Annotated in this window: 11 protein-coding genes; 2 read left to right on the top strand and 9 right to left on the bottom strand. The window is 73.9% G+C overall.

Features of this window, described 5'->3' with window-relative positions; all coding sequences use genetic code 11:
* The first annotated feature begins 41 nt into the window (after nucleotides 1-41).
* Both IE331_RS14650 and IE331_RS14655 read left to right on the top strand, forming a co-directional pair.
* Nucleotides 42-1475, top strand: a complete 1434-nt coding sequence (locus IE331_RS14650) for a bifunctional cytidylyltransferase/SDR family oxidoreductase (protein WP_192144201.1) — start codon at nucleotides 42-44, stop codon at nucleotides 1473-1475.
* Nucleotides 1476-1480: 5 nt separating this feature from the next.
* Nucleotides 1481-2446, top strand: coding sequence for a sulfotransferase family protein (locus IE331_RS14655; RefSeq protein ID WP_192144202.1), 966 nt, complete (start codon nucleotides 1481-1483; stop codon nucleotides 2444-2446).
* Here IE331_RS14655 and IE331_RS14660 read toward each other — a convergent pair.
* From IE331_RS14660 to folP, 9 genes are all read right to left on the bottom strand, one after another.
* Nucleotides 2443-3681: a hypothetical protein gene (locus IE331_RS14660; protein WP_192144203.1), complete on the bottom strand. Its 1239-nt coding sequence runs from the start codon at nucleotides 3679-3681 to the stop codon at nucleotides 2443-2445. The genes IE331_RS14655 and IE331_RS14660 overlap by 4 nt on opposite strands.
* On the bottom strand, nucleotides 3678-4763 hold the full coding sequence (locus IE331_RS14665) for a sulfotransferase family protein (RefSeq protein WP_192144204.1): 1086 nt from the start codon (nucleotides 4761-4763) through the stop codon (nucleotides 3678-3680). Before IE331_RS14665 ends, IE331_RS14660 begins: the two co-directional genes overlap by 4 nt.
* Nucleotides 4764-4794: 31 nt before the next feature.
* A complete protein-coding gene (locus IE331_RS14670) occupies nucleotides 4795-8328 on the bottom strand; it encodes a bifunctional glycosyltransferase/CDP-glycerol:glycerophosphate glycerophosphotransferase (protein ID WP_192144205.1) in 3534 nt (1177 codons plus the stop codon).
* A gap of 149 nt (nucleotides 8329-8477) precedes the next feature.
* Entirely contained in the window at nucleotides 8478-11420 is a 2943-nt protein-coding gene (locus IE331_RS14675; RefSeq protein WP_192144206.1) for a CDP-glycerol glycerophosphotransferase family protein, read from the bottom strand.
* Between the two features lie 22 nt (nucleotides 11421-11442).
* A complete protein-coding gene (locus IE331_RS14680) occupies nucleotides 11443-12030 on the bottom strand; it encodes a hypothetical protein (RefSeq protein ID WP_192144207.1) in 588 nt (195 codons plus the stop codon).
* 9 nt (nucleotides 12031-12039) lie between these two features.
* Nucleotides 12040-12516, bottom strand: coding sequence for a DUF3180 domain-containing protein (locus tag IE331_RS14685; RefSeq protein WP_192144208.1), 477 nt, complete (start codon nucleotides 12514-12516; stop codon nucleotides 12040-12042).
* Nucleotides 12517-12547: 31 nt separating this feature from the next.
* Complete coding sequence (gene folK, locus IE331_RS14690) at nucleotides 12548-13114, bottom strand: 2-amino-4-hydroxy-6-hydroxymethyldihydropteridine diphosphokinase (protein ID WP_192144209.1); 567 nt, start codon at nucleotides 13112-13114, stop codon at nucleotides 12548-12550.
* A gap of 6 nt (nucleotides 13115-13120) precedes the next feature.
* Entirely contained in the window at nucleotides 13121-13519 is a 399-nt protein-coding gene (gene folB, locus IE331_RS14695; RefSeq protein ID WP_318646830.1) for a dihydroneopterin aldolase, read from the bottom strand.
* Nucleotides 13516-14367, bottom strand: coding sequence for a dihydropteroate synthase (gene folP, locus IE331_RS14700; protein WP_201931813.1), 852 nt, complete (start codon nucleotides 14365-14367; stop codon nucleotides 13516-13518). The genes folB and folP overlap by 4 nt, the downstream gene beginning before the upstream one ends.
* Nucleotides 14368-14370: the final 3 nt, after the last annotated feature.

Here is a 14370-nt window from a genome sequence, read left to right on the forward strand (position 1 = left end):
CGCGGTCAGGATACCCGAGCCGGATCTGTCACCATGACGCCATGGAGCCGAGCACGAGCCGTCCGATCCGCAACGTCGCGGTCCTCCTCGCGGGGGGCGTGGGGACCCGGGTGGGACTCGACATCCCCAAGCAGCTGATCAAGGTCGCCGGGAAGACGATCCTGGAGCACTCGCTGCAGGCCCTGCACGGTCATCCCCAGGTCGACGAGGTCCTGATCATGATGACCCCGGGGCACCTGGACGCCGTGCGCGAGATCGTCAAGCGCGGCGACTACCACAAGGTGGTCGACATCCTCGAGGGCGGCGACACCCGCAACGCGACCACGCTCAGGGCGCTCGACCGGCTCGGGGACGACGAGTGCCACGTGCTCTTCCACGACGCGGTCCGACCGCTCGTGACCGCGCGCATCGTCTCCGAGTGCTTCGAGGCGCTCAAGACCCACCCGGCCGTGGACGTGGCGATCCCGTCGGCGGACACGATCGTCGAGGTCGACGAGGACGACGTGATCCGGGCGATCCCGCAGCGAGCCGCCCTCCGCCGCGGGCAGACCCCGCAGTGCTTCCGCTCGTCGGTGATCAAGCAGGCCTACGCCCGGGCCGTCGAGGACCCCGACTTCGTCTCCACCGACGACTGCTCGGTGGTGCTGCGCTACGTCCCCGAGGCGCCGATCGTGGTCGTGCACGGCGACGAGCGGAACATGAAGGTCACCGAGCCGATCGACGTCTACCTCGCCGACAAGCTCTTCCAGCTGACCCGCAACGACCTGCCGGTGCCGGCCGACGAGGCCGAGTACCGCGCCGCCCTGGCCGGCAGGACCGTGGTCGTCTTCGGCGGCAGCTACGGCATCGGGGCCGGCGTCGCGGCCCTCGCGGAGAGCCTCGGCGCGGACGTCTTCACGTTCAGCCGGTCCAGCACCGGCACCCACGTGGAGCGGCGCGAGGACGTCGCCGCCGCGGCCCGGTCGGTGATCGAGAAGACCGGGCGGGTCGACTACGTCGTCAACACCGCCGGCGTCCTGCCGCGGGGCACGCTGATGGAGACCAGCGAGGAGACCGTCTACGCGGCGACCGAGATCAACTACCTGGCGCCGGTCTTCATCGCCCAGGAGTTCTTCCCGCACCTGCGCGAGCAGCGCGGCTCCCTGCTGCTGTTCACCTCCAGCTCCTACACCCGCGGCCGCAGCGGCTACAGCCTCTACTCCAGCGCGAAGGCGGCCACCGTCAACCTCACCCAGGCCCTCGCCGACGAGTGGGCCGCGGACGGCGTCCGGGTCAACTGCATCAACCCCGAGCGCACCGCGACCCCCATGCGGACCAAGGCCTTCGGGCAGGAGCCACCCGGCAGCCTGCTGGACTCCGAGACGGTCTCCCGGACCTCGCTCGACGTGCTCATCTCGGACCAGACCGGGCACATCTTCGACGTCCGCAAGGACGACCCCTTCGCCACGGGCACCGACAGCGGGACGGTGGGTTGAGGACGATGGCACCCAGCAACGACGCGAACGACGACACCGTGGGACCCGACGGGCACGAGACACCCGACGCCTCCGGGGACCGGATCGCCCGCCGGCGCCGGAAGCGGATGGAACTGCTGGACGAGGTGGAGCGGCACGTGCCGATCTCCTTCTCGCTGGTCGGCGTCCAGAAGGCCGCGACCAGCACCCTCTACCGGATGCTGGCCAAGCACCCCCGGGTGGTCGGCGGCCCCGAGAAGGAGATGCGGTTCTTCATGATGGAGGACCGCGACTGGGAGCACCCCGACTACAGCGAGTACGTCCGCCCGGCCCGCTCCGAGCGCGCCGACATGGCCGGCGACGCCACCCCGGAGTACTTCTTCTGGCCCGGCGCCATGGAACGGATGCGCCGCTACAACCCCGACCTGCGGCTCATGGTCTCGGTCCGCGACCCCATCGAGAGGGCGATGTCGCAGTGGTCGATGCAGCGGGACCGGGACCCGGACTTCCCCGACGTCCCGGACGCGATCGCGGCCTACGCCTCGGACCGCCTACCGGACCGGGTGCCTGAGGGGATGCCGCCGTTCGAGCTGCGCCGGCAGTCGCTGTTCACCCGCGGCCTGTACGCCCAGCAGCTGCGTCGCGGCTACGAGCACTTCGACCCGAGCCAGTGGCTGGTCATCGACTTCCGGGACCTCGCGGCCCGTCCGCACGAGACGCTCGACAGGGTCACCGACCACCTCGGGATCCCCCGGTTCCGCAAGCCCCCGGAGAACCAGCAGCGCAACATCACCCGCAACGACCACACGGGCGCCGCCCCCTCGGTCGACGACGTCCGCCGCCTCGTGGACCTGTTCGCCGACGAGCTCCGCGACTTCGAGGAGCTCTCGGGGCTCGACGTCAGCGGCTGGTCGACCAGCCGGGTGCTCGCGGGCGACCAGTCGGTCGAGGACCTCACCGAGCAGATCGCCCGGAAGCTGGGCCTGGCCTAGCCCGCCGAGCGACCGAGGACGCGACGCAGGACCCTGCGGGGCAGGAGCCGGGCGCCCGACCGCGGAGCCGGGGCCGCGGCCGGCTCGGCCGCGGCCCGCTTCGTGGCCGCCTGCCGCTCCGCGCGACGGGTCTCCTTGACCGCGCGCCGCCGAGCCGCCTTGACGGCGCCACGGCGGGCGCGTCGCTCGTGCTTGCGCAGCCGTCGGGCCCCGACGACCAGCCCCTCCATCGCGCGGACCGCGATGTCCACCGGCACCGTCTCGACCTCGGTCGCTGCCGTGCTCGGCACCGACGCCCGGTCGACCCGGAGCAGCTCGAGATCGCCGACCACGTTGACGCCGAGCGCCTGCAGGCCCTGGAACCGCTGCTCGCTCAGCTCCACAACGCGGTCGTGGGCCCACTCGGGCAGGCCGCGGACCGCGGAGTCCTCCCGCGACACCTCGGTCCGCACCAGCGTCGGGGTCAACCCCTTGGTGACGAGGTCGTAGCGGTCCCGGTCGCTCCAGCCGGCCTCCGCGAAGCGCACGTTCAGCCGTCGGACCAGCTCGATCTCGGCGGTGCTCAGCGACCGGTTCGACGCGGACTCGTCGGCCGCGAGCATCCCGGTCGGCAGGCCGAGCATCGACTCGAACGTGCGCGGTAACCGGTCGCGGTCCGCGTCGTCGCCCACGACGAGGGTGAAATTCTCGGCTCCGACCAGGTCGGCCCACCGGCTGACCAGGGAGACCGTGTCGTGCGGGACCCAGACGTTCCGCCAGGCCCAGTCCTCGCTCCGCTCGGCCAGCACCACCCGCAGCCACTCGTCGTACGTGCGCTGGTCGCCCACCTTGACCCGCTGCTGCCACTGCGAGGGGAGGAGCCGGTCGTAGCGCCGGGCCACGGCGATCACGTGCGGACGGCTCCCACCGAGCTCCTCGACGACCCGCCGGGCCTGCTCGTCGGTGGCCCGACCGAACGCCTCGTGGCTGATCACCACGCCGCGCTCGCCGGCCTCCCGGATCTCGGCCAGCAGCTCGTCCCAGTCCTCCATCCGCGGGGCCGGGCCGCCGTGCGGTGCCGAGAAGCCGAGGCCCGCGGCTGCCGCGTGGACCGGGCGACCCCGCCGTCCCGGGTACACCCAGCCGTGCTCCAGCAGCGCCGCCCGCTCCCGGTTCAGGGCCGACTGCACCGCGGTGGAGCCGGTCTTCTGCGGCCCGATGTGCAGCAGGTGGGTCCCGGGCTCGAGAGCGCTCACGCCCGTCCTCGCCGGCGACCCGGCAGTCGGCCCGCGGCCCGCTCGACGACGACCCGCAGCAGATCCCGGCCGCCCGTCTCCTCGACCAGCCGTCCGGTCGCGGCCGTCGGGGTCTCGGGTCGGGTCGCCTCCCGAGCGCCGGCGGCCCGCGCCTCGGCCCGGGCCTCCTCCACGGCGTCGTGACTGATCGCCGCCGCGGCGGCGAAGAGCCGGTCGTACCGCGCAGCCAGGGCGTCGAGCTCGGCACTGGCCGACTCGTCGGCGCCCCCGGCCGCGTGCAGGACCATCAACTGGTCCCAGATGCCCTGCGCGATCTCGACCAGGTCGTCGGGGACGTCGAGGTCGTCCCAGGTCACCCGCACCCGACGCAGGTCGGGGTCGATGAAGTCGTCCACCGGGTGCCGGGTGCCGGGCGTCAGGTCGCCGGTGTAGCTCAGGCCCAGCTCGGTGGCGACCTTCTCCAGCGCCGGCCGCCAGTCCTCCAGCAGGTCGGTGTACCGCACGAACGTGCGGTGCTGGCCGCGGGTCTCCCGCTCGCTGATCAGCGAGTTGTTGACCCACCGGGCGACGTTGAAGATCTCGTACCGGTGGCGCTGGGCCTCGTCGGTCTGGGTCGCGTAGTAGGCGCTGCGGCTGCCGATGACCTCGGCCGGGTGCCGCAGCATGGAGAGGTAGCGGATCTCGAGGCCGACCTCGGCGGCCGCCTCCCGCCACAGCTGCTGCGCCCACACCGAGCGGGGGTCCTTGACGACGACCTGGCGGTGACCGGCGCACCGCTTGCGCAGGAAGCCCACCAGCTCCGCGCGCATCTCGGGGGTGGTGGCCTCGTGGGCCCGCTCCAGGGCACCGGGGCGGGAGTCCATGTCGTGGATCCCTGCACCGGAGGCGATCCGCTTGTGGAACCGCACCGCCCACTTCGACTCGAAGAAGCCCTTGGGGTTGGAGTCGTTGGCGCCGAGGAAGGGGCCGGGCACCTCCAGGCCGAGGTGGTGCAGGCTGCCGGCGATGGTGCTGGTCCCGCTCCGGCCGGTGCCGGTCACGAGCACCAGGACACCACGGTCGGGCAGGTCAGCGGGGGGCACGCGGCGACCCTACCAAGGCGCCCGGGACGGCTCAGGCGTCGCCACGGGGGGCGATCACCGCGTCCACGAAGCGGCGGCCGGCCTGGCCGTCCTCGAGGTCGAGGAACTCCTTGCGGAACCGCTCGTACGCCGCCGCGTGCCGGGCCCGCACCGCCGGCAGGTCGGCCAGCGCGTCGACCACCTCGTCGGTGGTCTCCAGCAGCGGGCCGGGGGCCGTCGGCTCGAAGTCGAAGAGCCAGCCCCGGGTGTCCTGGTAGCGCTGCAGGTCCGGGACGTGGAAGATCATCGGCTTGCCGGTGACCCCGAAGTCGAAGCGGAGCGAGGAGTAGTCGACGATCGCGGCGTCGGCGGCCAGGTAGAGGTCGGAGACCTCGGGGTAGTCGGTGACGTCGATGACACCCTGCCGCCTCCCGGCGCGCTTGCGGATCCGGGCGTTGAAGGCGTGGCCACGCACGAGGAACACGACGTCGTCACCGAGCCGGCGGTGTGCCCGGGCGAAGTCGAAGAAGTCGGCCATGACCGCCTTCGAGTCGTCCGCGGAGAGGTAGTCGCGGAACGTCGGCGCGTAGAGCACCGCGGTCTGCCCCTCCCGGACCCCCAGCGACTCCCGGGTGACCGCTCGGATGTCGTCGGCGGCGTCCGAGAGCAGGACGTCGTTGCGGGGGTACCCGATCTCGAGGACCTCGCCGTCGTAGGCGAAGTCTCGGCGCAGCAGGGGCGTGGCGTAGCGCGCCGGCGACACGAGGTAGTCCCACGCCCGGGCCCGGGCGTCGTAGGCCTCGATTTTCGCCCGGGAGACCTGCAGGCTGCGCCAGTGGGAGTGGCCCATCAGCTTGAACGGGTAGCCGTGGAAGGTCTGCACGAGCACCTGCCCCGGAGGCTTGGTGTGGTACTCCGGCTGGTACATGTTGTCGACGTAGTAGCTCACCGAGCCGAGCAGGTCGTACCACTCGCGGCTGTTGACGACCACCGGGATGCCACCGTCGGGGACGTTCACGCTGTGGTCCTGCACCGCCCAGTAGACGGGCAGGTCCGACCCGCGGCGGGCGAGCTCGCGCTGGATGGACAGTCCGTTGTCGGTGGCCTGCTCCCCGAAGTAGGAGCGCATCAGGATGCCCCGGGTGAGACCACCGCCCGTCCCGCTGGCGGCGCGGAGCCGCTGCTGCTGGTACTTCCCGCGCGCCGCGCCGATCGGGCGCACCAGGGTGAGCCGGACCACCGCGGCCGGGCCGCGCACGACGAAGCCCTCGTGCCGCTCGGTGCGGACCAGGACCGGGAGGTCGCGACCCAGCCGCGCCGAGACCAGCAGCGGGACCTGCTCGGACTCGGCCCCCTCGACCAGCAGGGACAGGTCGTGGTCGCCCAGCGGCAGGGGCCGCCGGCCGAAGCGGAACAGGTCGTGGCGCAGGTCGAGGCTCGCGGTGAACCGACCGTCGGCCACCTCGACCCGGTCGCCGACGGAGGTCACCTTGTGGCTGCGGGAGTGCAGGGCGACCCGCGATCCGGCGCCCAGCAGCCGACCGCTGACCACGAGGTGCTCGCCGCGGATCGTCACCTCCTCGGCGACCGCGCCCAGCGACCACTCCCCGACGACCAGCTCGGCGTTGCGGTTGGTGTCCAGCACCAGGGTGGTCGGGCCTGCGACGACGGCCTGGTCCACGGCCCCGCGGGGGATCATCGGGACGAGCGTGCCGTCGACGGTCCGGGCCAGGACCCGCCACCCGGTCTCGGCCCCCGCGGCCGGCGTCGCCGCCTCGGGAAGGGCGAGCGAGAACGCGCCGTCCGACCCGGGACGCGTGGTCGCCCGGTCCGTGCCGGAGACCACCTCGACCGCGGTGACCTCGGCACCGTCGACGATGCGTCCGGACAGGGTCCGGCCGTCGAGGACCGGGTCGGCCACGGTGACGCCCGAGGTGTCCATCCGGAATCTCAGCTGCTGGCGGAACGACCACACCGACGTCAGCCGGGCGTGGTCGCCCACCTGCCAGGCCGGGATGATGCCCGCCGCGCCACTGCGCAGCAGCCGGGTGATCGGCGTGCTGACCGCGAAGCCGCCGGCCTCGACCCGGAGCTCGGCCGCCCAGAGGTCGTCGGGCCGTCCCGAGGCGAGCACCTCCTCCAGCGGCAGGTCCACCGCGAACGTCCCCTGGGAGTAGTCGCACCAGAAGTCGTCCACCGGGGGCGGGAACGCCGTGGGCGGGCGGTCGGTGGCGACGAACACCCGCTCCTCGCCGGAGCGCTCGTTGCGGAGCACCACCGACGTGGTCGAGGCGAACCGGGCCAGGTCCACCTTGGCCAGGAAGCCCCAGCCCGCGAGCCGGCACCAGCCGCTGCCGTCGCGCTCCAGCCAGCGGACCGACTCCACGGCGTGCGCCAGCCGCAGCTGCTCGGGCCAGAGCGTGAACAGGTCCTGGCCGAGCTCGGGGTCGTCGACGAAGGGCAGGTGCACGAGGATCCCGTCCTCGCGGACCGTGGTGTCCCACTTCTCGGACCGCCCGTGCTCGAGCCGGACCAGCTCCTGCGCGTCCGCCCGGCGGTCGAGCAGCGCCAGCCTGATCAGCACCCGCTTCTCCGGGCTGGTCTGTCGCCAGATCCACTCCGGGGTGCGGTCCGCGAAGAAGCGGACGATCTCGACCAGCTCCCGCCAGTAGTCGTCGTCGACGGTCCCCTTGCTGGTGAGGTACCAGTGGAAGTGGGCGTCGAAGAGGGTCGCCAGCCACCCGTCGTACACGGTCCGAGACAGCTCGGCCGAGAACGTCTCGTGGCTGACCTGCCAGGCGGCGATCCGGGCCCGCAGGTCGGCCAGGCTGGCGGTCTGCTGGCTGATCGAGCTCTTGTCGTCGCGGGCGCGGTACTCGTAGACGATGTCGGGGATCACGTCGATGCTGGCGGCGCGGGCGAGCAGCTGGGTGATGATCGGCTGGTCCTCGTAGGCGACGCCCTCGCGGAACCACAGGCCCTGGGCGTCCCAGAAGTCGCGCCGGAAGACCTTGTTCCACGTGTAGAGGTTGCGCAGCAGCGGCAGGAACTCCTCGACGGTCACGGCGGTGCGCCGGCTGCCGTGCACGGCGTCGACCCAGGTGGGCCGCCACCGTCGCAGCGAGTCGAACCGCTCGACGGAGCCGACGACGATGTCCGAGCCCGAGGCCTGGGCGGCGTCCATGAGCGCCCGGAGCGCGTGCTCGGGCAGCACGTCGTCGGAGTCGACGAACGTCAGGAAGGATCCCTTGGCCTCCCGGATCCCGGTGTTGCGGGCGGCGCCGAGCCCGCCGTTGGGGCGGGTGACCAGCCGGCAGCGCGAGTCCTGCGCGACGTAGAGCTCGGCGATCGCCCGGGAGCCGTCCGGGGAGCCGTCGTCGACCAGCAGCACCTCGATGTCGTCGAACGACTGGCCCAGCACGGAGTCCAGGCACTCGGCCAGGTAGGCCTCGACGTTGTAGAAGGGCACGATCACGCTCAGGCGCGGCCCCCGGAGCCGGCGTACGGCGGCGCTGCGGCCGAGCCGTCCCCGGACCCGTCGGGCCAGACCGCGGCCCCGGCGGGCCACCTGCTCAAGCCGCGGCACGGGCACCTCGCGCGGTCACGGTGACCGCGGCGGACGGGACGAGGGACGGGCCGACAGACCGACCGACAGGCTGGCCGGCAGACCGGCCGGCAGGCGTCACGACGGACGGCGGGAGCGGGGGCTGGAGCGGGGGAAACACGCGGGGAACTCTACCGTGGCTCGCCGGGCTCCCCGGGGCCCCACAGGGCGGTCACCACGCGGGCCGCGGCCCGGCCGTCGTGGAAGCGGTTGAACCGCTCGTTGAAGGCGGCCATCTCCCCGGACCAGCCCTCGCGCAGGGCGGCGAGGTCCTCGAGCGCGGCCGCCACCTCGTCGGTGGTGGCCAGGAGCGGGCCGGGTGCCGACTCCTCGAACGGGAAGAGGAAGCCGCGGCTGGTGCCGGCGTAGTCCGCCAGGTCCGGCACCAGGAAGACCATCGGCAGGCCGGTCACGGCGGCGTCGAACCGGAGCGAGGAGTAGTCGAGCACCGCGGCGTCGGCGGCCAGGATCAGCTCGTTGATCTCCGGGTGGGAGGACACGTCGATCGTCCGGGCCGAGGACCCCGGCGGGCGGTGGAACCGGTGCCCACGCAGCAGGACGACGTGGCCCGGTCCGAGCCGCTCGGCGAGCCGCTCCACGTCGAGGTGGGTGACCAGCGGCGCGGCGCGGAAGTTGGTGGCGAGGTCGTCGCGCCACGTGGGGGCGTAGAGGACGGCGACGTCGTCCTCGGCCAGCCCCAGCGCCGCCCGGGCCCGCTGCCGCAGGTGGGCGGCGCCCGGTCCGACCAGGGCGTCGTCACGGGGGTAGCCGTGGTTGAGGATCGTGCCCTCGAAGGCGTACTGCTCGCGGTAGTGCCGGTCCATCTCCGGGGTCGGGGTGAGCGCGACGGTCCAGGTGCCTGCGGTGTCGGCCAGCTGCCGCCGCAGCCGCAGGGGTGAGTGGTTCTTCGAGCGCCACAGCGCCAGCCCCATCGACTTCGACGGGTAGCCGTGGAAGGTCTGCACCAGGCGCTGGTCGGGGCGGGTCCGGTAGAACCGGTCGACCTCGACGTTGCTGACGACGGTGCCGGCGCGGGCGAGGGCGTCGTACCACGCGCGGCTGCGCAGCAGCACGGGTCGGGCGCCCTCCGGCACCGGGACCGCGTGGTCTGCCACCGTCCAGAGCGTGCGCAGACCGGGGTGCCGGGCCCGGAGCTCGTCGTGGATGGCCCGGGGGCTGTCGGTCGCGCCGGTGCCGGCATAGGAGCTGAACAGGACCAGACCCGGGTCCGTCGGCGACTCCACCGCCGCGTAGGCGGAGCGCAGGCGGTGCTGCGCCCGCGGTCCCAGCTCGTCGTCGGCCAACGGGGCGGCCAGCTCGACCAGGAGCTGGTCCCGGAGGCCGCGGCGGAACCGGACCCGGTGGTCGGCGTGGACGGTGTCGAGCGGCGTGAGGGCGGCCAGGGACGGTGCGATCGACAGGTCACCGCCGGACGTCTCGTCGTCGCCCTGCCAGGCCAGGTGCCAGGTGCCCGTCGGGAGGGCGCACGGACCGGTGCCCCAGGCCTCCCGGCGCAGGGGCACGGCGGCGGTGAAGCGCCCCCCGTGCACCTCGACCTCGGCCGGCACCCGGAGCCCGGCCAGGCACAGTGCCGCGGTGAAGGCGCCGCGTGCCGGGCCGCGCACCAGCAGCCGCCCGTCGACGACCTCGACCTGCTCGGCCGCGGGCGGGTCGGGGCTCACGGCGGCATCCTCCGTGGCCTCCCCGGCGGACCCCACGGTCAGACCGTCCGTGCCGTCGAAGCGGACCGCCCCGCCGCCGGCCAGGTCGGGGGCGCCCAGCAGCCCCGCCGAGCCGCGGGCGTCGCGCTCGGTGACCCGGCCGCTCAGCTCGAGACCGGCCACCTGGACGCCGACCTCGAGCCGCCAGCGCCCCCGCCCGCCGGGGCCGGCCGGCAGGGGGGCCAGGGCGACCTCGAGGCAGCCGGTGTCGTGGCTCTGGTGGGCGCGACCGGCGAACCGGGTCACCTCCGGGTCCGGCCGGACCGTCACCGGGAGCTCGACCGCCGGGCGGTCCCCCGTGGCGTCGACGAGGTGCGCGGTGAAATCGGGTGGCGACTCGGCGTAGTCGACCTCGGGCACGACGGCGTACACCGTGGCCACGAGCGCGTCCTCGGTCCGGCGCACCCGGCGGAGGGAGAGCCGCAGGGTCGGCCGCACCTCGAGCAGCCAGGGCGGGGGCTCCACGCCGGGCACCTCGAGCCGGGCCCGGACCGTGCCGGACCCGGCCCGGGTCGGGAAGCTCCCGCGCTCGAACCAGCGGTCGACGGTGAGCCTGCTCATGGCGTCGCGCTCGCCCTGCCCCACGAGCCAGAGGCGGAGCCGGGTCTCCACGGGGAGTCCGCTGAGCGCTGCGGGGGTCAGTGCCGCCGCGACGGCCGCCAGCCGGTCGACGTCGGCGGCGCCGGCGTGCTCGAGGTCGTCCAGGACCGCCTCGAGCGGGTCCGCCACCCGCGCCGGGGCGACCCCGGCCTCGAGCACGGCCGCCAGGTGCCCGGCCTCGGGGGCAGCCGGGGGCACGGTGCCGAAGGGGACGGACCAGGTGCGTTCGGCGCCGTCGCTGACGGAGTCCGCCAGGCGCACCTCGCGGCCGCTTCCGGGCCCGCCCCGCCGTCGGGTCAGGGCGGCCTGGGGGAACCGGCCGTGGGCGGGGTCGAACACCGGCGCCCGGTCCCGCCGCCACAGGCGCTCGCCGAGGTCGGGGCCGGCGCCACCCACCCACGACACGTCCGGCGCCAGCTCCCCGGTCAGCCGGGACAGGGCGTCGGGGCGCAGCGTCTGGGACGCCTCGAGGAACAGCACCGCGTCGCAGCGGGTGCTCGCCCGCCCGCGGTTGCGGGCGGCGTTCCCGCTCTCCTCGGGCGGGGCGACCCGCAGGCCCTGCAGCGCGGGCAGCCCGTCGGGGAGTCCCTCACCGGACCAGCCGCAGAGCCAGGTCTCCTCCGGCGGCCGGTGCTGGTCGGCCAACGACCCGAGGCAGTCGGCGAGGTGCCGGGACTGCCGCGGGCCGACGGTGACCACGACCGCGACCGAGGTACGTCGTCGTCGGAGGGCACGGCGGACCCGGTGCCACACGTGCGCGCTCCGGCGACCTGCGTCAGGCGTGCTGGCGCAGCGGCATCGAGGCGGCGTCCTCCCAGGCCTGCAGCTCGGACCTGAGGTCGGTGACCTCCTGCTCGAGCTCGGCGGCGAGCACGATCGCCTCGGCGGCCCGCTGCTCGGCCTCCTCGACCTTGCCGGACTCGACGACCAGGCGGGCCTCGGCCTGCTCGGACCGACGGGCCTCGGTGCCGACCCGCAGCGTGGTCTCGGCGATCCTGCGCTGGACGACGACGAGCTGGCCCTCGAGCTCGTGGATGAGCTTCTGACGGTCGGCGATGCGCTCGGTCATCGCCTCGGCGAAGGCCTCGTTCTCGCGGGTGCGCTCGTCGGTGAGCGCGCGGTAGGCCTGGGCCTGCTCGGCGCGGTCGCGGGCGGCGTCGATCCGGGACTGGTGCAGCTCGGAGTGGATGATCTTGGTGGCCAGCGCGCCGAGGAGCACGGAGCTCGCGGCGGCCAGGGTCGTGACGAGGGCGGATCCGGTGATCACGGCGGCGATGACGATCGCGGCCGAGAGCATGATGAAGGCAACTGCGACCGTCACGCGCGTGCTGCGCTGACGGCGTCGGGCGTTGGGGGAAGCCATGGGCACAGGTTAGGCGTCGTCGGCCCCGTCACGGACCCGACACGCGCGTTCGAGGAGGAGAGCTGCGCCGCAGGTCAGAAGGCCCCCGAGGGATCCGAGACCGGACCGGAGCATACGTTGGCCGGCCAGCTCGGCCTCCAGACCGAGCCAGCTCACCCCGTAGCCGGCGTACCCGCCGGCCACCAGCGCACCGACGAGGGCGCACGCCTTGGCGAGCACCAGCCGGTTCACCGCCTGGTGGGACTCGAGGTAGCGGCGCTGGGCCACGGTGCGCCAGGTGATCCAGGCGGTGCCGGCCAGGATCGCCGCCACCAGGAACAGCGCGAGCACCTGCGGCCAGGTCACCACCGGCGAGGAGTCCGCCAGCCGCCGGGCGACCGGCCGCACGAGCCAGCCGCCGACCAGTCCGGCCAGCCCCCAGCCCACCAGGACGCCCGGCGGGGTCGGACGGACCGTCCCGACGTCCTGCCGGGGGTCCTCGCTCACGGCGCCGCGGCGCCGCCCGGCGACCGATCGGTCACTGGAGCTCGATGACCAGGTCGTCGCGCAGCGTCACCTTGCCGTCGGCGGTCTCGAGCAGCTCGGCGACCGGGCCCGCGTCGGGAAGGACGGCGTCCGGCTCGAGGTCGTGCCAGGGCCGGAGCACGAACGCGCGGTGCCGGGCCCGCGGGTGCGGCAGCCGGAGGAAGTCGTCGTCGGCGCGCCGGTCCCCGACCACGATCAGGTCGACGTCGAGCGTGCGCGGCGCGTTCGGCTCACCCGGACGCTCCCGGTCGAACGCGTCCTCGATCGCCAGTGCCCGGTCCATGAGCGTGGCCGCGGGCAGGGTGGTGTCGATGAGGACGACGGCGTTCAGGAACATCTCCGCGTCGTCGGGGGCGTCGATCGGCTCGGTCTCGTAGACCGGCGAGACCGCGGTCACCCAGACGTCGGGGGTGTCGGCCAGCGAGTCGACCGCCCCCTGGAGGCTCGCCATCCGCTCCCCGAGGTTCGAGCCCAGGGCCAGCACCGCCCGCCGGATCGGGTGCATCTCCCCGGTCAGCGTGTCGGTGTCGACGATGTGCGGATTGGGGGTCTCGGTCACGGGCCCTCACGTCCTTCTGCGGGTAATCGTCAACGCGACTCCTGAGAAGGTCGCGTCGATCGGGGCATCCGGCTTGTGCACGGTCACCCGGCACCATTCAACCCGACCGTCCAAGAGGCAGACGTCCGAGATGCGCTGCGCCAGGGTCTCGATCAGGTCCACCGGATCGGTCTCCACTGCGGCTCTCACCGAGCCCACGAGCCTTCCGTAGTCGACCGTGTCGTGCAAGTCGTCCGAGGCCGCCGCAGGCGTGGTGTCGAGCCCCAACGTGAGATCCACCACGAACCGCTGCCCCTCGCGGCGCTCGAAGTCGAAGACCCCGTGGTGCCCGTGGCACTCCAGCCCGGAGATCGTCAGCTCGTCCTGTGCCACACCCGCTCCCCTCGTCGTCGCCCGCCCGGTCACCGGGGCCCCCCGGTGGAGCCCCAACGGGCCGCGACGGCCAGAGCGTCCCGGGTGGCCCGCACGTCGTGCACCCGCACCGCCCACACGCCGGAGCGTGCCAGCAGGGCCACCAGCGCCGCGTGAGCGTACTCCCGCTGGTCCACCGGACGCGGGCCGGCCCCGTCGTCGAGCAGCGTGCCCAGGAACGACTTGCGGCTCGCCCCCACCAGCAGGGGGTGGCCGAGGCCGGCGATCTCGCCGAGGCCGGCCAGCAGCTCCCAGTTGTGGTCCGGGGTCTTCGCGAACCCGAGGCCGGGGTCCAGCACCAGCCGCTCCGCGGCGATCCCGGCCTCCCGGGCCGCCGCCACCCGGGCGGCCAGCTCCTCCCGCACGGCGCCGACGACGCCCCCGGGGCCGTCGTACGCCGCGTGCCGGTGCATCTCGGCACTGTGCGCGCGCCAGTGCATGGCCACGAACCGCACACCGTGCTCGGCGGCCACGTCCAGGATCGCCGGGTCGGCCAAGCCGCCCGAGACGTCGTTGACGACGCTCGCTCCGGCGCGTACGGCGGCGTCGGCGACCTCGGCCCGCATCGTGTCGACCGAGACCGTGGCACCGCCGGCGGCCAGCTCGGTGATCACCGGCACCACCCGGTCCAGCTCCTCGCCCACGAGGGGACGGGTGGCCCCGGGCCGGGTCGACTCGCCGCCGATGTCGAGCAGGTCCGCCCCCTCCTCGACCAGCCTGCGCCCGTGGGCGACGGCGGCCGCGGGGTCGACGTACCGGCCGCCGTCGGAGAAGGAGTCGGGGGTGACGTTGACGACCCCCATCACCAGGGGTCCCGCCCGGTCCCCGCCCGTCGTGCTCATCCC

The sequence above is a fragment of the Nocardioides donggukensis genome (assembly GCF_014842875.1).
GTDB lineage: Bacteria > Actinomycetota > Actinomycetes > Propionibacteriales > Nocardioidaceae > Nocardioides > Nocardioides donggukensis.